Annotated in this window: 18 protein-coding genes and 1 tRNA gene; 12 read left to right on the top strand and 7 right to left on the bottom strand. The window is 66.6% G+C overall.

Annotation, left to right across the window (positions count from 1 at the left end; all coding sequences use genetic code 11):
- Positions 1–2: 2 nt before the first annotated feature.
- The 6 genes from AC1RVY_RS03270 to AC1RVY_RS03245 all read left to right on the top strand — a co-directional run bounded on the left by AC1RVY_RS03270 (position 3) and on the right by AC1RVY_RS03245 (position 3,636).
- Positions 3–77 (top strand) — tRNA-Val (locus tag AC1RVY_RS03270).
- 182 nt (positions 78–259) lie between these two features.
- A complete protein-coding gene (locus AC1RVY_RS03265) occupies positions 260–1,297 on the top strand; it encodes a histone deacetylase family protein (protein WP_492255333.1) in 1,038 nt (345 codons plus the stop codon).
- A gap of 30 nt (positions 1,298–1,327) precedes the next feature.
- Positions 1,328–2,425 (top strand): NAD(P)/FAD-dependent oxidoreductase, encoded by a 1,098-nt coding sequence (locus AC1RVY_RS03260; protein ID WP_492805280.1) that lies wholly within the window; start codon positions 1,328–1,330, stop codon positions 2,423–2,425.
- Positions 2,426–2,566: 141 nt separating this feature from the next.
- The gene (locus tag AC1RVY_RS03255) at positions 2,567–2,869 is read left to right on the top strand and encodes a DUF883 family protein (protein WP_010458410.1); all 303 of its coding nucleotides are present in this window, start codon (positions 2,567–2,569) and stop codon (positions 2,867–2,869) included.
- Positions 2,870–2,911: 42 nt separating this feature from the next.
- Positions 2,912–3,307, top strand: coding sequence for a phage holin family protein (locus AC1RVY_RS03250; RefSeq protein ID WP_218295112.1), 396 nt, complete (start codon positions 2,912–2,914; stop codon positions 3,305–3,307).
- Entirely contained in the window at positions 3,307–3,636 is a 330-nt protein-coding gene (locus AC1RVY_RS03245; RefSeq protein WP_369642401.1) for a hypothetical protein, read from the top strand. The genes AC1RVY_RS03250 and AC1RVY_RS03245 overlap by 1 nt, the downstream gene beginning before the upstream one ends.
- A 123-nt stretch (positions 3,637–3,759) precedes the next feature.
- Here AC1RVY_RS03245 and AC1RVY_RS03240 read toward each other — a convergent pair whose 3' ends face one another.
- On the bottom strand, positions 3,760–4,812 hold the full coding sequence (locus AC1RVY_RS03240) for a quinone-dependent dihydroorotate dehydrogenase (protein ID WP_492805278.1): 1,053 nt from the start codon (positions 4,810–4,812) through the stop codon (positions 3,760–3,762).
- Positions 4,813–4,849: 37 nt separating this feature from the next.
- Between AC1RVY_RS03240 and rpiA the strand changes: the two genes are divergently transcribed.
- Complete coding sequence (rpiA, locus tag AC1RVY_RS03235; protein WP_218338650.1) at positions 4,850–5,539, top strand: ribose-5-phosphate isomerase RpiA; 690 nt, start codon at positions 4,850–4,852, stop codon at positions 5,537–5,539.
- Positions 5,540–5,654: 115 nt separating this feature from the next.
- On the opposite strand, the gene AC1RVY_RS03230 is transcribed toward rpiA, so the two are convergent.
- The 5 genes from AC1RVY_RS03230 to AC1RVY_RS03210 all read right to left on the bottom strand — a co-directional run bounded on the left by AC1RVY_RS03230 (position 5,655) and on the right by AC1RVY_RS03210 (position 12,617).
- Complete coding sequence (locus tag AC1RVY_RS03230) at positions 5,655–6,314, bottom strand: glutaredoxin domain-containing protein (protein WP_369642402.1); 660 nt, start codon at positions 6,312–6,314, stop codon at positions 5,655–5,657.
- A 73-nt stretch (positions 6,315–6,387) separates the two neighbouring features.
- Entirely contained in the window at positions 6,388–8,433 is a 2,046-nt protein-coding gene (locus AC1RVY_RS03225) for a M3 family metallopeptidase (RefSeq protein ID WP_492805276.1), read from the bottom strand.
- A gap of 72 nt (positions 8,434–8,505) precedes the next feature.
- Positions 8,506–9,360: a bifunctional methylenetetrahydrofolate dehydrogenase/methenyltetrahydrofolate cyclohydrolase FolD gene (folD, locus tag AC1RVY_RS03220; protein WP_218295106.1), complete on the bottom strand. Its 855-nt coding sequence runs from the start codon at positions 9,358–9,360 to the stop codon at positions 8,506–8,508.
- A gap of 72 nt (positions 9,361–9,432) precedes the next feature.
- A complete protein-coding gene (locus tag AC1RVY_RS03215; protein ID WP_218295105.1) occupies positions 9,433–10,059 on the bottom strand; it encodes a response regulator transcription factor in 627 nt (208 codons plus the stop codon).
- A complete protein-coding gene (locus tag AC1RVY_RS03210; protein ID WP_218295104.1) occupies positions 10,056–12,617 on the bottom strand; it encodes a PAS domain S-box protein in 2,562 nt (853 codons plus the stop codon). Before AC1RVY_RS03210 ends, AC1RVY_RS03215 begins: the two co-directional genes overlap by 4 nt.
- Before the next feature lie 168 nt (positions 12,618–12,785).
- On the opposite strand from AC1RVY_RS03210, the gene aceE reads away from it, so the two are divergent.
- The 5 genes from aceE (at position 12,786) to AC1RVY_RS03185 (ending at position 20,998) form a co-directional block, all read left to right on the top strand.
- Positions 12,786–15,509 (top strand): pyruvate dehydrogenase (acetyl-transferring), homodimeric type, encoded by a 2,724-nt coding sequence (aceE, locus tag AC1RVY_RS03205; protein ID WP_218338646.1) that lies wholly within the window; start codon positions 12,786–12,788, stop codon positions 15,507–15,509.
- Between the two features lie 17 nt (positions 15,510–15,526).
- The gene (gene aceF, locus AC1RVY_RS03200) at positions 15,527–17,212 is read left to right on the top strand and encodes a dihydrolipoyllysine-residue acetyltransferase (protein ID WP_492805273.1); all 1,686 of its coding nucleotides are present in this window, start codon (positions 15,527–15,529) and stop codon (positions 17,210–17,212) included.
- Between the two features lie 19 nt (positions 17,213–17,231).
- Positions 17,232–19,091, top strand: a complete 1,860-nt coding sequence (lpdA, locus tag AC1RVY_RS03195) for a dihydrolipoyl dehydrogenase (RefSeq protein ID WP_492805271.1) — start codon at positions 17,232–17,234, stop codon at positions 19,089–19,091.
- Positions 19,092–19,136: 45 nt separating this feature from the next.
- Positions 19,137–19,361: a DUF3079 domain-containing protein gene (locus tag AC1RVY_RS03190; protein WP_492805270.1), complete on the top strand. Its 225-nt coding sequence runs from the start codon at positions 19,137–19,139 to the stop codon at positions 19,359–19,361.
- A 215-nt stretch (positions 19,362–19,576) separates the two neighbouring features.
- A complete protein-coding gene (locus tag AC1RVY_RS03185; RefSeq protein ID WP_369642409.1) occupies positions 19,577–20,998 on the top strand; it encodes an aspartate kinase in 1,422 nt (473 codons plus the stop codon).
- Between the two features lie 85 nt (positions 20,999–21,083).
- On the opposite strand, the gene AC1RVY_RS03180 is transcribed toward AC1RVY_RS03185, so the two are convergent.
- Positions 21,084–22,418 carry a four-carbon acid sugar kinase family protein gene (locus tag AC1RVY_RS03180; RefSeq protein ID WP_492805268.1) on the bottom strand — a complete coding sequence of 445 codons (1,335 nt, stop codon included), beginning with the start codon at positions 22,416–22,418 and terminating at the stop codon, positions 21,084–21,086.
- Positions 22,419–22,421: the final 3 nt, after the last annotated feature.

The raw sequence follows: 22,421 nt of genomic DNA, 5'->3' as shown, positions 1-22,421 counted from the left end.
ACGGGTGATTAGCTCAGCGGTAGAGCACTGCCTTCACACGGCAGGGGTCACATGTTCGATCCATGTATCACCCACCAATTCAACCCCTGCAGATCTCTGGTCTGCAGGGGTTTTTTCATGGACCGGGGCCTCCCGGGCCCATTCGGCGGCCGGGCGCCGCAAAGCGGCTACAGTGTCAGCCTCGAGTCCATGGCGGGACTGCCCCGCGGGAAGGCCACCCTGGCCTGCCACGGGCTTCCTTTGCCGACACGCCTGACCCATGATCACCTTTCACAACCCGCTGCACCAGGGACACGCTCCCACCCACGAATTCTTTCGCGGCGAACGCGTTCCCTGCTTCGAGAAGCCTGCGCGCGTGGACTATGTCGAAGAGGCACTGCGCGCGCGGGGCCACGGCCTCACGGCGCCGGATGTGGACAGCGGGCCCGTGCTGTCCCAGGTGCATGCGCAGCGCTATCTGGCCTTCCTGCAGACGGCCTGGCAGCAATGGATGGCGCTGGACCCCGCGAACGCCGATGTGCAGCCTTTTCCATCCGTGTGGCCCGTGCGCACCCTGCGCAGCGATCTGGAGCCGGAGAACTTCGTGGCGCGGCTTGGCCTGTACTCCATGGACAACGGCACGCCCATGGCCCCCGGCACCTGGGCGGCGGCCAAGGCAGGCGCGGATGCGGCCGCCAGTGCCGCCACCCGGGTGGCGCGGGGTGTGGGCGCGGCGTTTTGCTGCACACGCCCGCCAGGCCACCATGCCGGCCCGGACTTCATGGGGGGCTACTGCTTCCTGAACAACGCCGCCGTGGCGGCGCAGGTATTGCGCAACGAGGGCGCCCGGCGCGTGGCCCTGCTGGATGTCGACTATCACCATGGCAATGGCACGCAAAGCATCTTCTACGACCGCTCCGACGTGCTGTTCATCAGCATGCATGGCGACCCGCGCACGGAATACCCCTTTTACCTGGGCCATGCGGACGAAACCGGGACAGGAGAGGGCGCGGGCTTCAATCTGAACCTGCCGCTGCCGGCAGGCACCAGCGCCGCCGCCTGGTTCGATGCGCTGGAAAGTGCCTGTGCGCGGATCGCCAGCCACGGGGCCGATGCCCTTGTGGTCTCGCTGGGGCTCGACGCGTTCGAGGGCGACCCCATTTCCCGCTTCGCACTCGCCTCGTCCGATTTCACCCGGCTGGGCGCGCGCCTCGCACGTCTGGGGCTGCCCGCTGTCTTCGTCCTCGAAGGTGGCTACGCGGCAGCCGAGCTGGGAACCAATGCCGTCAATGTGCTCGACGGCTTCGAGCAAGGCTGAGCACCGAAGGGCAAGGACGAGGGCGAGCGAATGGCGGATGTAGTCGACTGTGTGGTGGTGGGGGCGGGCGTGGTCGGCCTGGCCGTGGCCCGGGCCCTGGCGCTGCGGGGCCGCGAGGTGATGGTGCTGGAATCCGCGGATGCGATAGGCACCGGCATCAGTTCGCGCAACAGCGAGGTCATCCATGCCGGGCTGTACTACCCCACCGGGTCGCTGAAAGCCCGGCTGTGCGTCCAAGGCCGGGACATGCTGTATGCCTACTGCGCCGAGCGTGGCGTGCCCCACCGCCGCTGCGGCAAGCTCCTGGTGGCAACCTCGTCGGGGCAGCTGCCTGGTCTTGAGTCCATCCAGGCACAGGCGCAAGCCAACGGCGTGCCGGATCTGCGCTGGCTCGGCCGCCAGGAAGCGCAGGCGCTGGAGCCCGCGCTGGAATGCGTCGCTGCATTGTTTTCGCCCAGTACCGGTATCGTGGACAGCCACGCCTTGATGCTCGCGCTGCAGGGCGACCTGGAGCATGCGGGGGGACTCGTGGCCCTCAATTCGCCCCTGGCGCAAGCGGAATGCGCGCAGAATGCTATTTATTTGGTAGCGTCCGATGGCACGCGTTTGCGAGCCCGTACCGTGGTCAATGCCGCAGGGCTGCACGCCCCCGGGCTGGCCCGCCGCTTTGCGGGGCTGGGAGCGGATCATGTGCCCCGTGCCCACTACGCCAAGGGCAGCTATTTCACGCTGTCTGGCAAGGCACCCTTCAGCCGCTTGATCTACCCCGTGCCCGAGGCTGCCGGCCTGGGCGTGCACCTGACGCTGGATCTGGGCGGGCAGGCCAAGTTCGGCCCCGACGTGCAGTGGGTTGATTCGCCGGACGACCTGCTGGTCGACCCCGCACGCGGGGACGCGTTCTACGCCGAGGTCCGCAAGTACTGGCCCGCGCTGCGCGACGGAGCGCTGGCGCCCGGCTATGCGGGCATCCGCCCCAAGATCCATGGCCCCGGGGAACCTGCGGCGGACTTCATGATCCAGGGGCCCGCGGTGCACGGCGTCCCGGGCCTGGTGAACCTGTTTGGCATCGAATCCCCCGGCTTGACAAGCGCCCTGGCCATTGCGGACCATGTGGCCACGCTGGTCTGATCTGCGGCAAACCATTTGCAATCCGTAACCTCTTGCGTCGCCGTCCTACGAAGCGGGGCGGGGGCAGGTGGCTAAGATGAACCCGAGTCCTGTTCCGGCAGGGATGATTGATTTTTTTGTGTTGCTTCAAGAAAGGCTTGTATGACTGCTTCCGACACCACCACCACCCAGGGCGAACTGGAAAAGCTGGTTTCTGATCTGCGGGGGCTTCTCGCCAACAAGGATCTCGACGCGGTCCCTGAAATCAAGCTGCTGCGCCAGCGTCTGGACGACGGCATGCACAACGTGCGCGAATCCGCGGTGCGCGCGGCGCAGGATGCGGCCCGCCAGGCCAAGGATGCCGCCCTTGCGGCAGACCGCTATGCGCATGATGAACCATGGCGCGTGGCCGGGGCCGCGCTGGCCGTCGGCGCCCTGGTGGGCTTCCTGCTTGCGCGGCGCTGATTCCGGCCTGCCGCGCACGGCCGCACAACGCAGAGGCTGCACATGAACTGGCTTTCCCTCCTGGGGCTGGAGGCCCTGGTGGCCCGCTGGCGCGCCAACGTGATCGAAGGCGCCATCGCGGCGGAAGACCGCATGGACCTCGCACGCCTGGAGTGGCAGGATCAGAAGCAGCGCCTGCAGCAGATGCTGGTGCTGACCATTGTGGTGGCGGGGCTCACCGTGGTGGCCTTGATCATGCTCTCGCTGGCGGTGCTGGTGCATTTCTGGGACACCCCCCAGCGCACCCTGGTGGCCTGGCTCGTGGCAGCCGTCTGGACTGTCGGCTGGGCCGCCACGCTCATGTCGCTGGTTTCCGTCGTGCAGAAGGCGGGCCAGGGCTTTGCCCTTACGCGGCGCGAGCTGGCGCAGGACTGGCGTGACATCAAGGAGCGTTTGTAATGGCTGCGACGAACCCATCGACCACTGCCCCGCAAGCCGTGGTTCTCGAGCCCACCATGGCCCAGCAGCGTGTGCTGGACCGGATCGCCATGCAGCGCGAACGCTTGCGCGCCCGCAGGGCGGCCCGGGCACAGTCGCTGGCATTGGCGCAGCGGGAACAGGGTGACGGCGGCCTGGACGAGTCCCTGGTGCTGCGCGCCGCGGGATTCGCCCGGGAACACCCCCTGGCGGTGGCGGCCATGGCCGGCGTCGCCGTCGTGGCGGGGCCGCGCCGGCTGATTCGCTGGGCCGGCGTGCTGCTGCCCATGCTGATGCGGTTGCGGCGCTGACCGGCCTTGCCGGCACCTTGCCGGGCGGCCGGCAGGAGCCTGCGTTCTGTCCCACGGCAAAAGAGCCGCCCAGATGGGCGGCTCTTTTTTTGGGGGCCTAGCGCGCGGGTGGCGTGCCGTGGCTCAGCCCATGGCCTTGATGGCCTTCGCGGCCTTCGCCACCAGCGCGGGGCCTTCGTAGATCAGCCCGGTGTAGATTTGCACCACATCGGCGCCGGCGCGGACCTTGCCCACCGCATCCTCGGCGCTCATGATGCCACCCACGCCAATGATGGGAAAACGGCTGCCCAGGGCCGCACGCAGCTGGCGTATCACCTGGTTGCTGGCTTCCAGCACCGGGGCGCCGCTGAGCCCGCCGGTTTCCTGCGCGTGGCGCAAACCCTGCACGGCCGCGCGGCTGATGGTGGTGTTGGTGGCGATCACGCCGTCCATGCCATGGCGCTGCAGCGTGGAGGCGATCACGGACACCTGGGCTTCATCGAGATCCGGGGCAATCTTCACGAACACCGGTACGCGCCGCGCGTGCCGGGCCGCCAGGGCTTCTCGGCGCTCGGCGATCGCGCCCAGCAGTGCGTCCAGCGCCGCATCGCTCTGCAGCGCGCGCAGGTTCTGGGTGTTGGGCGAGCTGATGTTGACCGTGACGTAGTCCGCGTGCGGGTACACGCCGTCCAGGCAGGCCAGGTAGTCGCTGGTGGCGTTCTCGATCGGGGTCGTGGCGTTCTTGCCGATATTCAGGCCCAGCAGCAGGGGGTGTTTGCGGCTCTGCGAGCGAAAGCGGGCCTGCTGCACGTTGTACAGGAACGCATCCAGCCCTTCGTTGTTGAAACCCAGGCGGTTGATGAGCGCGCGCGCTTCGGGCAGGCGGAACATGCGTGGCTTGGGGTTGCCGGGCTGCGCCTTGGGTGTCACGGTGCCCACTTCCACGAAGCCGAAGCCCATGGCGCCCAGTGCGTCGATGCAGCGGGCGTTCTTGTCCAGCCCCGCCGCCATGCCGACGCGGTTGGGAAACGTCAGGCCCGCCAATTCGACAGGGTCGTCCACGGTTTCATTGCACCAGGCCCATTGCAATGGCGTGCGCTGTCCGCGCGCCAGCATGTCCATGGTGAGCTCGTGGGCGGTCTCGGCATCCAGGCCGAAGAGAAAGGGGCGGGTGAGGGCGTAGGGGATCAGGGACATGAGGGGATAATTCAAGGTTTCCCCCTGATTTTCTCCCATGACGACCTCCACCTCCCTGACCCAAGATGAACTCAAGACCCTGGTAGGCCAGGCCGCGCTGCAATATGTGGTGCCCGGCGAGATTGTGGGGGTGGGTACCGGCTCCACCGTCAACAAGTTCATCGACGCGCTGGCCACCATCAAGGACCAGATCAAGGGGGCGGTATCGAGCTCCGTGGCCAGCACCGAGCGCCTGAAGGCGCTGGGCATTGCGGTGTTCGATGCCAACGAAGTCCAGGCCCTTTCGGTCTATATCGATGGTGCCGACGAAATCGACGGCAAGGGCCACATGGTCAAGGGAGGCGGCGCGGCGCTGACGCGCGAGAAGATCGTCGCAGCGCTGGCCAGCCGTTTCGTGTGCATCGCCGACGAATCCAAGCTGGTTCAGGCACTGGGGCAGTTTCCTTTGCCCGTCGAGGTGATTCCGATGGCCGCCAACCACATAGCGCGGCGTTTTGCGGCGATGGGCGGCCAGGCGCAGCTGCGGCTGCGGGATGGCCAGCCCCTGGTGACCGACAACGGCCAACACATCCTGGACGTCCGGGGGCTCTCGATCACGGACCCGCTGGCGTTCGAGTCCGACATCAACCAGTGGCCGGGCGTGGTGACGGTGGGTGTCTTTGCCCACCAGAAGGCGTCGGTCTGCCTGCTGGGCACGGCGCAAGGGGTGAAGACGCTCACTTATTGAGCCCGGGGCCTGGCGGCGGGCACGGACGCATGTCCGCCGGAATGGACAAAGGGGCCTGAAAAGGCCCCTTTGTCCTGGCGGCCGCCGGCCCGCCCGTTCCCAGGGAGAGGGACGCTCAGAATCTGATGCCCGCCGGATTGCTGGGCGACGGCCCCTCATTGGCCGGAGCCGGGGGGCGCACCCTGGGTACTGCGGACGCCGGGGCCGACGCTGCAGCCGCTGCTGTTGCAGGCTCCACGGCCTTGATGGCCACCAGAGGGGTGGGGGCAGGCTGGCGGTAGTTGCCGGGCAGCTGCGATTGCTTGGGATAGCCTGCAGCATCCAGGTACTGCGTCCATTCCCCTTCAGAAAAACCCGCGAGCTGCTGGCCGCCGATGGTGCCAAAGGGCAGGCTGGAGTTGCCGCTCAGGCGCTGCAGTGCTGCGATGTCCTCGTTGCTGGACACGGTGCGCTCGGTGAACGGTATGCCGCGCGACGTGAGCAGATTGCGCGCGGAGGTGCACGGCGGGCAATCGTTGCCCGTATAGAGCGTGACGGGAAAGCGGCTGGCGGTCTGGCGCAGATCGTACGGCAGCGCGGCGTTGGCCGCTGCGGGCGGCGCAGCGGCTGCCCGCGCGGGCTGGGCGCTGGCGTCGGCCGGCGGGCGGTCCGAAAACGTCACCTTGCCATCCGGGCCAACGATCCGGTAGACGCCTTGCGCCTGGACGCTGGCGCTGGCCAGCACCATCAGCAAGGATGCCAGCAGGGGGGTGGTCAGCGGATTGTGCATCTTCATTTTTCTCACTCCATACAGGATCGATCGTTGGCCCCGGGCGCAGTGCAAACTGCCCTCGGCGCCATGGATTCGGTCAGGCCGTCGACTCTTCGGCCATGCCCTGGTGGCGCAGCAGGGCATCCAGGCTGGGCTCGCGGCCCCGGAAGGCCTTGAAGGACTCCATCGCGGGGCGGCTGCCGCCGGCCTCCAGGATGGCCTCGCGGTAGCGGCGGCCCGTTTCGGTGCTGGGCAGCCCATCGCTGCCGGCCGTTTCTTCGAAGGCCGCATAGGCATCGGCGCTCAGCACCTCGGCCCACTTGTAGCTGTAGTAGCCGGCGGCGTAGCCGCCCGCGAAGATGTGGCTGAAGGTGTGGGCCGTGCGGCTGAAGGCCGGCGGCTGCAGCACGGCCACCTCGCGGCGCACCTGGTCGAGCAGCGGCATGATGTCCTGTGCCGGGTCGTGCTCGGTGTGCAGCAGCATGTCGAACAGCGAGAACTCGATCTGGCGCAGCGTCTGCATGCCGCTCTGGAAGTTCTTGGCGGCGATCATCTTGTCGAACAGCGCGCGGGGCAGGGGTTCGCCCGTGTCCACGTGGGCCGTCATGTGCTTGAGCACGTCCCACTCCCAGCAGAAGTTCTCCATGAACTGGCTGGGCAGCTCGACCGCATCCCATTCCACGCCGCCGATGCCCGAGACGTCGCGCTCGTTCACCTGGGTCAGCATGTGGTGCAGGCCGTGGCCGAACTCATGGAAAAGGGTGATCACGTCGTCGTGCGTGAGCAGCGGCGGCTTGCCGTCCACGCCGCTGGCGAAGTTGCACACCAGGTGCGCCACGGGGGTCTGCAGCACGCCGGTGTCGGGGCGCAGCCAGCGGGTGCGCACGTCGTCCATCCAGGCGCCGCCGCGTTTGCCCGTGCGGGCGGGCTGGTCCAGATAGAACTGGCCCACCAGCGTATTGCCGCGCTCGATGCGGTAGAACTCCACGGCGGGGTTCCACACCGGCGCGCTGTCGCGGCGGATGGACACCTCGAACAGGGTTTCGATGATCTTGAACAGGCCCGCCAGCACCTTGGGCGCCGTGAAGTACTTCTTGACTTCCTGCTCGCTGAAGGCATAGCGCGCCTCCTTGAGCTTCTCGGAGACGTAGGGCCAGTCCCAGGCCTGCGGGTCGGTCAACGACAGCTTCTCGGCCGCGAACGCACGCAGGTCGGCGACGTCCTTCTCGGCATAGGGGCGGGCGCGGCGCGCCAGGTCGCGCAGGAACCCGATCACCTGGTCCGGCGACTGGGCCATCTTGGGCACGACGGAGACTTCGCCGAAATTGGCATAGCCCAGCAATTGGGCTTCTTCGCGGCGCAGTGCCAGGATCTCGCTGATCAGCGCCGTGTTGTCGAATTTGCGCGCATCGCCCTCGGCCTGGTCGGAAGCGCGGGTGACGTAGGCGCGGTAGAGCTTCTCGCGCAGATCGCTGCGGGTGGCGAATTGCATCACCGGCAGGTAGCAGGGCATCTTGAGCGTGAGCTTGTAGCCGTCCTTGCCGTCGGCCTGCGCCGCCGCCCGCGCGGCCTGCTGCACATCGGCGGGAATGCCGTCGAGTTCCTCGGCGCTCGCGTAGTAGGCGTATGCATCCGTGGCATCAAGGGCGTTCTCGCTGAACTTCTGGCTCAGCTCGGCCTGGCGTTCCTGGATCTGCGCGAAGCGCTCCTTGGCGGAACCCGTCAGCTCCGCGCCGCTGAGCACGAAATTGCGCACGGCATTGCGGTGGGCCTGCCGCTGCTCGCCCGTCAGGGTGGCAGGGTCGATGGCCTTGTACTTGGCATACAGGCGTTCATCGGCACCCAGGCGGGTCCAGAACTCCGTCACCCGTGGCAGGGCGGCGTTGTAGGCCGCGCGCAGTTCCGGCGTGTCGGCCACGCTGTTGAGGTGGCTGACGCTGCCCCACGCGGTTCCCAGCTGCTCGGTCGCCACGTCCAGTACCTTGGCGATCGCGTCCCAGCGCGCCGGAAAGTCCGGTGCGGTGACTGTTTCCAGCGCCGTGTTGGCGCGCTCCAGCAGGACGTCGACGGCAGGGGCCACGTCCTGCGGTGCGATGCGGTCGAAATGGGGAAGGTCCGAGAAGTCGAGGAGGGCGTTGCTCATGCGAAATCAGATGGCGCCAGATGGCGCGGGTTCAAGTTGCAAAGCAGCCGGCATCGACCGCACTGACCCAGGTCAGTGCGCTGCGGTGCGCTCGGCGGCTTCGATGGTATTCACCAGCAGCATGGTAATGGTCATGGGGCCGACCCCGCCAGGCACGGGGGTGATCCAGCCGGCCACTTCCTTGACGCCGTCGAAGTCCACGTCGCCGCAGAGCTTGCCTTCGTCGTTGCGGTTCATGCCCACGTCGATCACCACGGCGCCGGGCTTGACCATGTCGGCGGTCAGCACATTGCGTTTGCCGACCGCTGCCACGATCACGTCGGCCTGCAGGGTTTGCGCCTTGAGGTCCTGCGTGGCGCTGTGGCAGATGGTGACGGTGGCGTTCTGGCCCAGCAGCATCAGCGCCATCGGCTTGCCCACGATGTTGCTGCGACCGATGACCACGGCGTGTTTGCCCTTGAGGTCGTAGCCGATGCTCTCCAGCATCTTCATGCAGCCGTAGGGCGTGCAGGGCCAGAAGCCGGGCATGCCGGTCATCAGGGCCCCGGCGCTGGCGATGTGGAAGCCGTCCACGTCCTTGGCGGGCGAGATGGCCTCGATCACCTTCTGCGCGTCAATGTGCCGGGGCAGGGGCAGTTGCACCAGGATGCCGTGGATGGCGGGGTCGTTGTTGAGGGCTTCCACGCGGGCCAGCAAGGCGGCCTCGGTCATGTCGGCCTCGTATTTTTCAAGGACGGAATGCAGGCCGCCGTCTTCGCAGGCCTTGACCTTGTTGCGCACGTACACCTGGCTGGCGGGGTTGTCGCCCACCAGGACCACCGCCAGCCCGGGCGTGGTGCCCCGGGCCTTCAGGGCGGCGGCGCGTTGCGCCACGTCGGCGCGCAGTTGGCGGGAAAGGGCGTTGCCGTCGATGAGTTGGGCGGTCATGTCAAAAAATATCCGTCAAATCGGGCTCTGGCGCTTTATTGGAAAGCGCGAGTAGCTATCAAAAAAATAGTATTACGCCTTGGGCGCGTTCTGGCCCAGCGCGATCTTGAGCAGGTCGGCCACGGTGTTGGCGTTGAGCTTTTCCATGATGTTGGCGCGGTGCGCCTCCACCGTCTTGATGCTGATGCCCAGGTCGTCCGCGATCTGCTTGTTCAGGCGGCCGGCGACGATGCGCTCCAGAACCTGCGCTTCGCGGCTGGTGAGCTTGGACAGCAGGGCATCGCGGCTGGCGGCCTGCTGGTAGCCCGCGAAGGCCTCGCGGGCGTGGTCCAGCATGCGCTCGACCAATCCGACCAGTTCTTCCTCGTCAAAGGGCTTCTGGATGAAGTCGAGCGCGCCCTTCTTCATGGTGTTCACCGCCATCGGCACGTCGCCGTGGCCGGTGATGAACACGATGGGCAGGGGCGACTTGCGCTCGATGAGGCGGTCCTGCAGCTCCAGGCCCGTCATGCCGCCCATGCGGATGTCCACGATCAGGCAGGCCACCTCGCGCGGGTCGTAGCGCGACAGAAACGTTTCGGCCGAATCAAAGCAACGCACCCGGTAGTCCTTGCCTTCCAGCAGCCACTGCAGGGAATCGCGAACTGCTTCGTCGTCGTCTACAACGTAAACAGTGCCTTTTTTCGGAATCAAGCTCATGCAATTGTCCTTGGGTTTCGTACGTGTGCTACAGAATTTGTAGTGGCATCAGCAGGCTTGGCAAGCGGCAGCCAGAAGGAGAACCTGCAGCCTGTGACCTCCGATCCATTGTAGAGGTTCTCCGCCTGCATCCGGCCCTGGTGCGACTCGACGATACTGCGGCACAGATTGAGGCCCATGCCCATGCCTTCTTCCTTGGTGGAGAAGAAGGCTTCGAACAGCCGTTCGAGCACCTCGGGCGCCAGGCCCTTGCCGGTGTCCTGCACGGAGAACTCCACCACCTCGCGGTCCTCGATGTGCTTGGGCACGACGCGCAGCTCCACGCTGCGCCCGGACGGGGGGCGGCTGGCGTGCTGGATGGCCTCGGCGCCGTTCTTCATGAGGTTGACCAGCACCTGTTCGATCAGGATGGTGTCGGCCATCACGGGCGGCAGGCGGGCGGCTACGTAATGCGTGAGGCGCACGTTGTGGCGGCGCAGCTCGATGTCGGCCAGCTCCACGGCTTCGTTGACCATCGAGTGCACGTCGGCCAGGGTACGGTTGGGCTCGCTCTTCTTCACGAAGGCGCGGATGCGCTGGATGATCTGGCCCGCGCGCTGCGCCTGGTGGGCCGTCTTCTGCAGCGCCGTGAGGAGCGCCTCCTCGGTGAGCTGGCCGCTCTGGATGCGCGAGACCATGCCGCTGCAGTAGTTGTTGATGGCCGTGAGCGGCTGGTTGAGCTCGTGCGCCACGCTGGAGGCCATTTCGCCCATGGTGATGAGGCGGCTGACCGACTGCGCGCGCTCGGCCTGGCGCGCCGCCTGCTCCTCGGCCTGGCGGCGGGGGGTGATGTCGGTGGCGATCACCATCTGGGCCAGGCGCCCGTCCACCCAGTTGAGGTAGCGCGAGCGCACTTCCAGCCACTTGCCCAGGTCGGGCAGGTAAATCTCGGCGTTCTCGGTGCGGGCGCTGGTCAGCGGGTCGGTCGGCAGGCCCATGAGGCCGTCCTCGTCGTCCATGCCCCGGTGGTCGGTGCCCGCCACGGGCACCACGCCGGCCTGGGCGACCAGCTGCAGGTGCCCGCCGGTCTGCGAGCCGAACCATTGGCGGTAGAGCTTGTTGGCGAACAGCAGCTCTTCGCTGCCCAGCGGGGCCACCGACACCGACGCGTCCAGCGATTCGAGCACGATGGTGAAGCGTTCGTGCGATGCCGAGAGCTGCTCGCGGATGCGGTTGGGCTCGGTGATGTCGGTCATCGACGTCATCCAGCCCGTCTGCTGGCCATGCGCATCGATCAGGGGCGAGACATACAGGCGGGCATCGAACAAGGTGCCGCTCTTGCGCCGCACCCGCACCTGAAAGCCGCCCACGATGGTCTTGCCGGACAGCTCGTCGCGCAGCTTGGCGTGCAGGGCTTCGTGGTCGGAGTCGGGCCAGTAAGGGAAGGGCGCCTTCAGGCCCACGAGTTCCGCCTCGCTCCAGCCGGTCATCTGGCAGAAGGCGGCGTTCACATAGGTGATGCGGCCTTCCATGTCCAGCGCACGCATGCCGGTGAGGATGGAGTTCTCCATCGCGCGGCGGAAATTCGTCTCGGCCACCAGGGCCTGCTGTGCCTGCATGCGGCGGCGGGTGTGGCGCCAGGTGGCGATCAGCATCCATGCCGTCATGGCGGAAAGCGTGCCCACCAGCCAGAAAAGCCCGCTGCCGACCACGCCCAGCGAGGTGCGGTAGGCCTGGGCCTTGAGCACCAGCCCGTTGCCCACGGGCGACACGGGCACCTCGTATTCATTGGCGCGGGGCGTCCAGGGCAGGAGCTGGGTGGCGGTGTTGCGCGGGCCCAGGGGGGTGCCCGCCAGAACCTGGTTCTTGCCGTCCAGCAGCGTGACGGCATAGCGCGCCAGCACTTCGGTGGGCGTGCCATAGCGCAGCAGGCTGTCGATGGAGTATTCGCCCAGCACCACGCCGCTGAACTTGCCCTGGTTGTTCAAGGGCACCTGCAGCTGCAGCAGCGGCGTCGAGTCGCCCGAGGTGGCGGCCGGCTGGGCGTACACCGGCTGCTGCAGGTCGCGCGCCAGCCCGAAGGTGTCGGCGGTGTCGCCCGGCTTGAGCACTTCGCCCGCGATGCGCAGTTCGCTGCTCGCCAGCGTGGGGGCCGCGTGGCTGGCGCGGATGCGGCGGCGCTCGTCGATCCAGGTGATGGCCTGCAGCTCGGGGTACTGGCTGATCAGGGTTTCGGCGCGGCTCACGAATTCCGTGCGCTCCAGCTCCTGGTTGGACAGGTCGCGTGCAATGCGCATGAGCTGTTCCTGCCGCTCCAGCAGCCGCAGCCGCACGCGCTGTTGCGCATATTCCACATCGCGCCGCAGGGCTTCCTGCTCGCGCTCGGCCTCCTCGGCGCGCAAATACCAGAACGCGGCCACGATGGCCGCGAGAAACATCAGCACGGCGGCCAGCGGCGCCAGGGCCGCGAACCGGTCCTGCCGTGTGGGCGACAACCCGCGCCACCACTTGCGCCACCAGCGGGCGGGCGCGGCCACGACCATGGCGGTGGGGGAAGACGTGGGGGGCAGGGAGTCCATGTTCCAAGTGTAGGGGAGGCGATGCCCGGTGTCGGGACGGCGGGTCAATGTGCGTTTGCAGCATTTTCTTGTAATGTGAAATGCATAAGCACCATTTGAAATTATCAAAAAATATGCGAAACTAGAGCCAACGTACTAAATTGCTGCCACACCTACAGGAGACAAAGCATGTCAGCTCAGCCCGACCCCCAGGCCGGAAACGGCGCCGCGCCCGCCACCGACACCGACCAGCAGGAAACCCGTGAGTGGATGGATGCGCTGTCCGCCGTCATCGACAAGGAGGGGGCCGAGCGCGCCCACTACCTGCTGGAGCAATTGCTGGAACATGCCCGCCAGAACAGCGTGGACCTGCCGTTCTCGGCCAACACCGGCTACGTGAACACCATCGAGCCCGGCCAGGAGGCACGCAGCCCCGGCAACCTCGAAATCGAACAGCGCCTGCGCGCCTACATGCGCTGGAACGCCATGGCCATGGTCGTCAAGGCCAACCGCCACCATCCGCCCGAAGGCGGCGACCTGGGCGGCCACATCGGCTCCTTTGCCTCGCTGGCCAGCATGTTCGGCGCCGGCTTCAACCATTTCTGGCACGCCGAGAGCGAGAACCACGGCGGTGACCTGCTCTACATCCAGGGCCACGTATCCCCCGGCATCTATGCCCGCGCCTACCTCGAAGGCCGCCTCTCCGAAGACCAGCTGCTCAATTTCCGCCAGGAAGTGGACGGCAAGGGCCTGTCGAGCTACCCGCACCCCAAGCTCATGCCCGAGTTCTGGCAGTTCCCCACCGTGTCCATGGGCCTGGGCCCGCTGATGGCCATCTACCAGGCGCGTTTCCTCAAGTACCTGCACGCCCGTGGCATCGCCAACACCGAGAACCGCAAGGTCTGGGTGTTCTGCGGCGACGGCGAAATGGACGAGGTCGAATCCCTGGGCGCCATCGGCCTGGCCGCGCGCGAGAAGCTCGACAACCTGGTGTTCGTCATCAACTGCAACCTGCAGCGCCTGGACGGCCCCGTGCGTGGCAACGGCAAGATCATCCAGGAGCTCGAAGGCGAGTTCCGTGGTGCTGGCTGGAACGTCATCAAGCTGATCTGGGGCAAGGGCTGGGATGCGCTGCTGGCCGCCGACAAGGACGGCGCGCTGCGCAAGCTCATGATGGAAACCAACGATGGCGACTACCAGGCCATGAAGGCCAACGACGGTGCCTACGTGCGCAAGAACTTCTTCGGCCGCGACCCGCGCACCCTGAAGATGGTCGAGCACATGACCGATGACGAGATCTGGAACCTGCAGCGCGGCGGCCATGATTCGCAAAAGGTCTATGCCGCATTCCATGCCGCGCAGAACCACGGCGGCCAGCCCTCCGTCCTGCTGGTCAAGACCGTGAAGGGTTTTGGCATGGGCAAGATCGGCGAGGGCAAGAACACCGTCCACCAGACGAAGAAGCTCAGCGACGAAGACATCAAGGCCTTCCGCGACCGCTTCAACATCCCCGTCCCGGACAGCCAGCTCGCCGAGCTGCCTTTCTACAAGCCGGCCGACGACACCCCGGAAATGAAGTACCTGCACGAGCGCCGCAAGGCCCTGGGCGGGTACCTGCCGCACCGCCGCGTGAAAGCCGACGAGAGCTTCACCGTGCCCGCGCTGGACACCTTCAAGGCCATCCTGGAAGCCACGCCCGAAGGCCGCGAAATCTCCACCACGCAGGCTTACGTGCGCTTCCTCACCCAGCTGCTGCGCGACCAGGCCCTGGGCCCGCGCGTGGTGCCCATCCTGGTGGACGAGGCCCGCACCTTCGGCATGGAAGGCCTGTTCCGCCAGATCGGCATCTACAACCCCGCAGGCCAGCAGTACACCCCGGTCGACAAGGACCAGGTCATGTACTACAAGGAAGACAAGGCCGGCCAGATCCTGCAGGAAGGCATCAACGAAGCCGGCGGCATGAGCAGCTGGATCGCGGCGGCCACCAGCTACAGCACGAACAACCGGATCATGATCCCGTTCTACGTGTACTACTCCATGTTCGGCTTCCAGCGCATCGGCGACCTGGCCTGGGCGGCGGGCGACATGCAGGCGCGTGGCTTCCTCTTGGGCGGCACTTCGGGCCGCACCACGCTCAACGGCGAAGGCCTGCAGCACGAAGACGGCCACAGCCACATCCTGGCCAACACCATCCCCAACTGTGTGAGCTACGACCCGACCTTCGCGCACGAAGTCGCGGTGATCATGCACGACGGCATGAAGCGCATGGTCGAGCGCCAGGAGAACGTCTTCTACTACCTGACGCTGCTGAACGAAAACTACCCCATGCCCGGCCTGCAGCCCGGCACCGAGGAGCAGATCATCAAGGGCATGTACCTGTGCAAGCAGGCGCCCGCACTGCCCAAGGATGCGCCCACGGTGCAACTGCTGGGCAGCGGCACCATCCTGCGCGAATCGTTCTTTGCACAGGAGCTGCTCGAAAAGGACTGGGGCGTGGCCGCCTCGGTGTGGAGCTGCCCGAGCTTCAACGAACTGACCCGCGACGGCCAGAACGCCGAGCGCTGGAGCCTGCTGCACCCGACCGAAGCGCCCAAGGTGCCGTTCGTCACGCAGCAACTGTCCGCATCGCAAGGCCCCGTGGTCGCGTCCACCGACTACATGAAGGCCTATGCCGAGCAGATCCGCCCCTTCATCCCCAAGGGCCGCACCTACAAGGTGCTGGGCACCGACGGCTTTGGCCGCAGTGACTTCCGCAGCAAGCTGCGCGAGCACTTCGAGATCAACCGCCACTACATCGTGGTCGCTGCACTCAAGGCGCTGAGCGAAGACGGCGTGCTGCCCGCCACCAAGGTGGCCGAGGCGATTGCCAAGTACAACATCCAGGCCGACAAGGTCAACCCGCTCTACGCATAAACCGAACGGAGACAACAATGGCATTGGTAGACATTCAAGTCCCGGACATCGGGGATTTCGACGAAGTGGGCGTGATCGAACTGCTGGTCAAGGTGGGCGACACGGTCAAGGCCGAGCAGTCGCTCATCACCGTGGAGTCCGACAAGGCCTCCATGGAGATTCCATCCAGCCACGCAGGCGTGGTCAAGGAACTCAAGATCGCCCTGGGCGACAAGGTCAAGCAGGGCTCCGTGATCGCCGTGGTCGAAGCCGCCGACGCGGGCGTTGCGGCCGCAGCCCCGGCGGCGGCACCTGCACCCGCTGCCGCCCCGGCTGCAGCCCCCGTGGCCGCAGCCGCGCCTGCGCCGGCTGCGCCCGCCGCAACCCCTGTGGCTGCGGGCCCGGTGGAGGTGCGCGTGCCCGACATCGGCGACTTCAAGGACGTGGCCGTCATTGAACTGCTGGTCAAGGTGGGTGACACCATCAAGGTCGAGCAGTCGCTGTTCACCGTCGAATCCGACAAGGCCTCCATGGAGATCCCTTCGCCCGCCGCCGGCGTGCTCAAGGCGCTCAAGGTCAAGATCGGCGACACCGTCAACATCGGCGACCTCGTGGCCCTGCTGGAAGGCGTGGCGGGCAGTGCGCCTGCTGCAGCTGCAGCACCCGCAGCGCCGGCGGCGGCTCCCGCTGCTGCGCCTGTTGCCGCCCCCGCACCGGTTGCTGCAGCCGCTGCACCGGTCGCCGCCACGGCCTCCGTGCCCGCCCACCAGCCCGGCACGCCCACCGTGGGCCTGCCCCACGCCAGCCCTTCCGTGCGCAAGTTCGCCCGCGAGCTGGGCGTGCCCATCGACGAGGTCAAGGGCACCGGCCCCAAGGGCCGCATCACGCAGGACGATGTGCAGTCCTTCACCAAGCAGGTGATGGCGGGTGCCACCCAGACCAAGGCGCAGGCTGCCAAGGCGCCGGCAGCGGCGGGCGGTTCCGGCGTGGGCCTGGACCTGCTGCCCTGGCCCAAGGTGGACTTCACCAAGTTCGGCCCCGTGGAGCGCAAGGACCTCTCGCGCATCAAGAAGATCAGCGGTGCCAACCTGCACCGCAACTGGGTCGTCATCCCGCACGTCACCAACCACGACGACGCGGACATCACCGACCTCGAAGCCTTCCGCGTGCAGTTCAACAAGGAAAACGAGAAGAGTGGCGTCAAGGTCACCATGCTCGCCTTCATGATCAAGGCCGCCGTGGCCGCGCTCAAGAAGTTCCCCGAGTTCAACAGCTCGCTCGACGGCGACCAGCTGGTGCTCAAGAACTACTTCCACATCGGCTTTGCGGCCGACACGCCCAACGGCCTCGTCGTGCCCGTCATCCGTGACGCCGACAAGAAGGGCATCGTGCAGATCTCGCAAGAGATGGGCGATCTGGCCAAAAAGGCCCGCGACGGCAAGCTCGGCCCGGCCGACATGACCGGCGGCTGCTTCTCCATCAGCTCGCTGGGCGGCATTGGCGGGCGCTACTTCACGCCCATCATCAACGCGCCTGAAGTCGCCATCATGGGCGTGTGCAAGAGCAGCCTGGAGCCCAAATGGGACGGCAAGCAGTTCGCGCCGCGCCTCATGCTGCCTTTGAGCCTGAGCTGGGACCACCGCGTGATCGACGGCGCCAGCGCTGCGCGCTTCAACGTGTACTTTGCCTCGCTGCTGGCGGACTTCCGCCGCATCGTGATGTAACGAAAGGGCAAGACACACCATGGCAATCATCGACATCAAGGTGCCCGACATCGGCGACTTCGCCGAAGTGGCCATCATCGAAGTGCTCGTCAAACCCGGCGACACCATCAAGGCCGAGCAGAGCCTCATCACCGTGGAGTCCGACAAGGCCTCCATGGAGATCCCTTCCAGCCATGCTGGCGTGGTCAAGGAGCTGAAAGTGAAGCTCGGCGACAAGATTGCCGAAGGCTCGGTGGTGCTGACGCTGGAGGTGGAGGGTGCTGGCGCGGCGGCCCCGGCAGCCGCACCGGCCCCTGCGACACCCGTGGCTGCAGCATCTGCACCAAAATCGGCTCCAGCGCCCGCACCACAAGCGCAAGCAGCTATCAATCCAGTAGCATCCAGCTTTGCTGGCACGGCCGACCTGGACTGCGACGTGCTCGTGCTCGGCGGCGGCCCCGGCGGCTACAGCGCCGCCTTCCGCGCGGCCGACTTGGGCCTCAAGGTCGTCATCGTCGAGCGCTACGCCACCCTCGGCGGCGTGTGCCTGAACGTGGGCTGCATCCCGTCCAAGGCCCTGCTGCACGTCGCAGCCGTCATGGACGAGGTCAGCCACATGGCCGACCTGGGCGTGAGCTTCGGTGCGCCCTCGCTCGACATCGACAAGCTGCGCGGCCATAAAGAAAAGGTCATCGGCAAGCTCACCGGCGGCCTGGCCGCCATGGCCAAGATGCGCAAGGTGACCACCGTGCGCGGCTACGGCAGCTTCGTCGGTGCCAACCACCTCGAAGTGGAAGAGACCAGCGGCACGGCGCAGGAAAAGACCGGCACCAAGAAGGTCATCGCCTTCAAGAACGCCATCATCGCCGCCGGCAGCCAGGCCGTGCGCCTGCCCTTCATGCCCGACGATCCACGCGTTGTCGACTCCACCGGAGCCCTGGCGCTCCAGGGTGTTCCGAAGCGCATGCTCATCCTGGGCGGCGGCATCATCGGCCTGGAAATGGGCACCGTGTACAGCACGCTGGGCGCGCGCCTCGATGTGGTCGAAATGATGGACGGCCTGATGCAGGGCGCCGACCGCGACCTCGTCAAGATCTGGCAGAAGATGAATGCCAAGCGTTTTGACAACATCATGTTGAAGACAAAAACCGTTGGCGCCGAGGCAACACCTGAGGGCATCAAGGTCACGTTTGCAGCAGCGGAAGAGGGCGGCACCGCCCCCGAACCCCAGGTGTACGACCTGGTGCTGCAGGCCGTGGGCCGCACGCCCAACGGCAAGAAGATCGCCGCCGAGAAGGCGGGCGTGGCCGTCACGGACCGTGGCTTCATCAACGTCGACATCCAGATGCGCACCAACGTGCCGCACATCTTCGCCATCGGCGACATCGTGGGCCAGCCCATGCTGGCGCACAAGGCGGTGCATGAGGCGCACGTGGCGGCAGAAGTCATCGCCGGCGAACTGCAGGGCAACAAGGAGCTGGCATCCGCCGCCTTCAACGCCCGCGTGATCCCATCCGTGGCCTACACCGACCCTGAAGTGGCATGGGTGGGCCTCACCGAAGACCAGGCCAAGGCCCAAGGTATCAAGGTCAAGAAGGGCCTGTTCCCCTGGACGGCCTCCGGCCGCGCCATCGCCAACGGCCGCGACGAAGGCGTGACCAAGCTGCTGTTCGACGACTCGCCCGAGGCCCACGGCCACGGCAAGATCCTGGGCGGCGGCATGGTCGGCACGCATGCCGGCGACATGATCGGCGAGATTGCGCTGGCCATCGAGATGGGCGCCGACGCTGTGGACATCGGCAAGACCATCCACCCGCACCCCACGCTGGGCGAGAGCATCGGCATGGCGGCGGAGATTGCCCACGGCTCTTGCACCGACGTGCCGCCGCAGAAGAAGTGATCTGACGATCCGACGGCAGCAGTCGCCAGCCCACCTGAGCGCCCCATGGCCGCTGCTAAAAGGTTCCCCAAGGCACCCGCTCACCCCGAGCGGGTGTGCTGGGGCTGCGATCTGTACTGTCCGGCCAAAGCCATGCGCTGTGGCAACGGTTCGGACCGCACCCAGCACCCGGCGGAGCTGTTTGGCGAGGACTGGGACCAGTGGGGTCTGGCAGCCGAAGATGCATTGCCAGCACCGCCCCTCGTGGCGGGAAACATGACCCGATCTTGATACGGGCTTGACCACAGGGTCCTGCGCGGGGCCATGCCAGGCGGCCCCCCATACACAGAAGCCGCGCCAACGCGACGCTGCATGTGCCCCAGCCACAATGCCTGCGCCAGGGTACCCCGACAAAAGTGGTGGAAAATAGAGAGTTTTCTGCCGCTACCCATGGGGCAGGACATCCGCCCGGCCTCCCAATCCTTTTTGCTCCTCTGAGCTTGTCCATGTCAGACGTCAACTCCTCCAAGATCTCTGTCGAGAAAATCGGCGGCACCTCCATGACCGCCTTTGGCGATGTGCTGCGCCACATCATGCTGCACGATCCCAAGCGCATCTATGGCCGGATCTATGTGGTGTCCGCCTACTCGGGCGTGACGAACCAGTTGCTGGAGCACAAGAAGACGGGCGAGCGCGGCATCTACGCCCTGTTTGCAGAGGGCAAGGGCTACCAGGACGCCCTGACCCAGCTGGCCGCCAGCCTGAAAAAGCTGAACGCGGGCTACGCCGACCTGGGCCTGCCGCTGGATGTGGCCGATGCCTTCATCGACCAGCGTATTGGCCAGGCGCGTGAGTACCTGAACGCCATGCAGCACGTGCTGGCCAGCGGCTACTTGAGCCGCAAGGATGTGCTTCTGGCCGCGCGCGAAGTGCTGGCCTCCATTGGCGAGTCGCACAGCGCGTTCAACTCGGTCGAGATCCTCAAGGCCAGTGGCGTCAACGCCATCCTGATGGACCTGGCCGGTTTTGACGACAACGAAGCCTGGACCATTGACGAGCGCATCGCGCAGAGCTTCAAGGGCCTGGACCTGAGCGACAAGGTGGTGGTGGCCACCGGCTACACCAAGGGCACCGAAGGCATCATGCGTGAGTTCGACCGCGGCTATTCCGAGGTCACGTTCAGCAAGATCGCCGTGGAAGTGCGCCCCGCAGAGGCCGTGATCCACAAGGAATTCCACCTCTCGTCCGCCGACCCCAACCTCGTGGGCCTGGAAAACGCCATCGTGGTGGGCGCCACCAATTACGACGTGGCCGACCAACTGGCCGACGTGGGCATGGAAGCCATCCACCCCAAGGCCGCCAAGCCCATGGAACTGGCGGGCATCCCGATCCGCCTGAAGAACACGTTCGAGCCCGACCATCCCGGCACGCTGATCACCAAGGACTTCGTGGGTGAGCGCGCGCGCGTGGAGATCGTGACCGGCACCGACAAGGTCACGCTGATCGAGATCCACGACCCCAGCATGGTGGGCACGGTGGGCTTTGATGCGGGCCTGATGAACGTGTTCTGCAAGCACGATGTGAGCTACATCCTGAAGGCGACCAACGCCAACTCCATCGCCCACCTGGTGTGGGACAACCAGGTCACCCCCGAACTGGTGGCGGAGCTGCAGGAGGACTACCAGATCGTGACGATCAAGCCCAGCGCCATCGTGTGCACCATCGGCTCCAACATCGGCATCCCTGGCGTGCTGGCCAAGGCCGCGCAGGCGCTGGCCGATGCGCGGGTCAACGTGAACTGCGTGTCCCAAACCCTGCGGCAGGTGAACATGCAGTTCGTGATCGAGCGCGAGGACTACAAGACGGCCATCAAGGCGCTGAACTTGGCGCTGTGCGTGAACTCAGGAACTCCCGTTCCACGCGTTTAAAGGAATAGCTGCAGGCTTGCCTGCCGCTAAGCCTTTCCATAAGGAGCCCGCCATGCGCGGGCTTTTTATCGCCTGGATGTCTCCGTCAGGCAGTGCCGAGCAGCCTTTCGAACAGATCCGCTCCCCCCATCTGTCCGCCCTTGAGCATCAACTCGAGCCCGTGGCGTGACGGGTCTGCGCTGTGTGCGCTGCTCAGCGTGACCCCGGGGCAGACCGTGGTCTTGTACGACAGCCCCCACAACTGCAGCGCCTGGACTGCGTGGCTGGACGTGTCACCGCCGGCGATGCCGATGCGGCGCAGTGGCGCGCCCCGCTCTGCGCGGGCTTGCACCACGCGGGCGATCAGATCGGCGCTGGCCTGGGCGACGTCGGTGGACGAGGCCGCAGCGGCCAGCGGCGCGCCGTCCGTGGGGCCGGTGAAGGCCAGCACGTTCAGCCCGCTGTGCAGCCCCGCGCAGAGGTTGTCCTGCAGACCCTGCGCGTAGGCCGTGTCGCTGCACAGCCGTTGGGCGTCCACTGCGATGCGGTGGTATGCGGTGGCGGCCTGCACCTGCGCGGCGGTCAGGGGGGACAAGCTGCCCGCCCAGGCCAACACCGGCCCGTCGGCGGGTGGCAGCGGTGCAGCGGCCGTGGACGCCGGCTTGCCCCAGTGGGCGACTAGCGCCTGGGCCACGGCGCTGGAACCCACGGCCAGCAACCGGGCGTGTTGGGACTGCTGCCACAGCAGGCGGCCCACGGTGGCCAACTGGCCGGGCATGGTCAGGTCCAGCAAGGTGGGCGCCATGGCGTGGGACGCTGCGCCATGCGCCAGCAGGGCCTGCAGGGCGGCGTCCAGGGTGTCGGTGGTGGCGTCGTACAGCGGGTAGTGCAGGGCGGTGATGTCCTCCAGCCCTTGGCGCGCCAGGTGGAGCCGAAGATCGGCCTCGCCCATGGGCGTGACCGGGTGCTGGCGCATGGTGGGGTGGCGGTCAATGCGGTGCACGGCGCCGCCCGTGCCCGCGGCAGCGAACAGGTTGCTGAACGCGCAGTAGCGCCCCAGGCTGGGCTGCCCGCCCACGATGGGCACCCAGCGGTTGCTCACGAACGGGTGCAGGGTCTGAATGCCGCAAGCGATGTTGCCGACATGCGGGGCGCTGTCGAAGGTGGAGCACACCTTGTAGTGCAGCACCGGCGGCGCCAGCTTTTCAAAGAAGCGGCCTACGGCAGACATCTCGGCCCGCATGGCCTCTGGAGGCGTGGCGCGCGCGGCACCAGCAATGCCCACCGCATCCAGCGGCCCGGCAGCGTCCAGGGCCTCTGCGCTGGGTACGCCCATGAACAGCATGGAGCGCTGGCCGGCCTGGGCCAGCACGGCCAGCGTGTCGGTGGCGCCTGTGAAGTCGTCGCCGTACCAGCCGTACAGAGGGGCCGTCGTCGTCATCGT

The organism is Acidovorax sp. GW821-FHT11A03, assembly GCF_058809075.1.
Note: the sequence above shows the minus strand (reverse complement) of the source record. Positions and strands in the feature narration are given on the sequence as shown.

What these genes read in the sequence shown, in the direction of transcription:
- AC1RVY_RS03265 (WP_492255333.1), top strand. Translation starts at nt 260, where the DNA reads ATGATCACCTTTCACAACCCGCTGCACCAGGGACACGCTCCCACCCAC.
- AC1RVY_RS03260 (WP_492805280.1), top strand. Translation starts at nt 1,328, where the DNA reads ATGGCGGATGTAGTCGACTGTGTGGTGGTGGGGGCGGGCGTGGTCGGC.
- AC1RVY_RS03255 (WP_010458410.1), top strand. Translation starts at nt 2,567, where the DNA reads ATGACTGCTTCCGACACCACCACCACCCAGGGCGAACTGGAAAAGCTG.
- AC1RVY_RS03250 (WP_218295112.1), top strand. Translation starts at nt 2,912, where the DNA reads ATGAACTGGCTTTCCCTCCTGGGGCTGGAGGCCCTGGTGGCCCGCTGG.
- AC1RVY_RS03245 (WP_369642401.1), top strand. Translation starts at nt 3,307, where the DNA reads ATGGCTGCGACGAACCCATCGACCACTGCCCCGCAAGCCGTGGTTCTC.
- AC1RVY_RS03240 (WP_492805278.1), bottom strand. Translation starts at nt 4,812, where the DNA reads ATGTCCCTGATCCCCTACGCCCTCACCCGCCCCTTTCTCTTCGGCCTG.
- rpiA (WP_218338650.1), top strand. Translation starts at nt 4,850, where the DNA reads ATGACGACCTCCACCTCCCTGACCCAAGATGAACTCAAGACCCTGGTA.
- AC1RVY_RS03230 (WP_369642402.1), bottom strand. Translation starts at nt 6,314, where the DNA reads ATGAAGATGCACAATCCGCTGACCACCCCCCTGCTGGCATCCTTGCTG.
- AC1RVY_RS03225 (WP_492805276.1), bottom strand. Translation starts at nt 8,433, where the DNA reads ATGAGCAACGCCCTCCTCGACTTCTCGGACCTTCCCCATTTCGACCGC.
- folD (WP_218295106.1), bottom strand. Translation starts at nt 9,360, where the DNA reads ATGACCGCCCAACTCATCGACGGCAACGCCCTTTCCCGCCAACTGCGC.
- AC1RVY_RS03215 (WP_218295105.1), bottom strand. Translation starts at nt 10,059, where the DNA reads ATGAGCTTGATTCCGAAAAAAGGCACTGTTTACGTTGTAGACGACGAC.
- AC1RVY_RS03210 (WP_218295104.1), bottom strand. Translation starts at nt 12,617, where the DNA reads ATGGACTCCCTGCCCCCCACGTCTTCCCCCACCGCCATGGTCGTGGCC.
- aceE (WP_218338646.1), top strand. Translation starts at nt 12,786, where the DNA reads ATGTCAGCTCAGCCCGACCCCCAGGCCGGAAACGGCGCCGCGCCCGCC.
- aceF (WP_492805273.1), top strand. Translation starts at nt 15,527, where the DNA reads ATGGCATTGGTAGACATTCAAGTCCCGGACATCGGGGATTTCGACGAA.
- lpdA (WP_492805271.1), top strand. Translation starts at nt 17,232, where the DNA reads ATGGCAATCATCGACATCAAGGTGCCCGACATCGGCGACTTCGCCGAA.
- AC1RVY_RS03190 (WP_492805270.1), top strand. Translation starts at nt 19,137, where the DNA reads ATGGCCGCTGCTAAAAGGTTCCCCAAGGCACCCGCTCACCCCGAGCGG.
- AC1RVY_RS03185 (WP_369642409.1), top strand. Translation starts at nt 19,577, where the DNA reads ATGTCAGACGTCAACTCCTCCAAGATCTCTGTCGAGAAAATCGGCGGC.
- AC1RVY_RS03180 (WP_492805268.1), bottom strand. Translation starts at nt 22,418, where the DNA reads ATGACGACGACGGCCCCTCTGTACGGCTGGTACGGCGACGACTTCACA.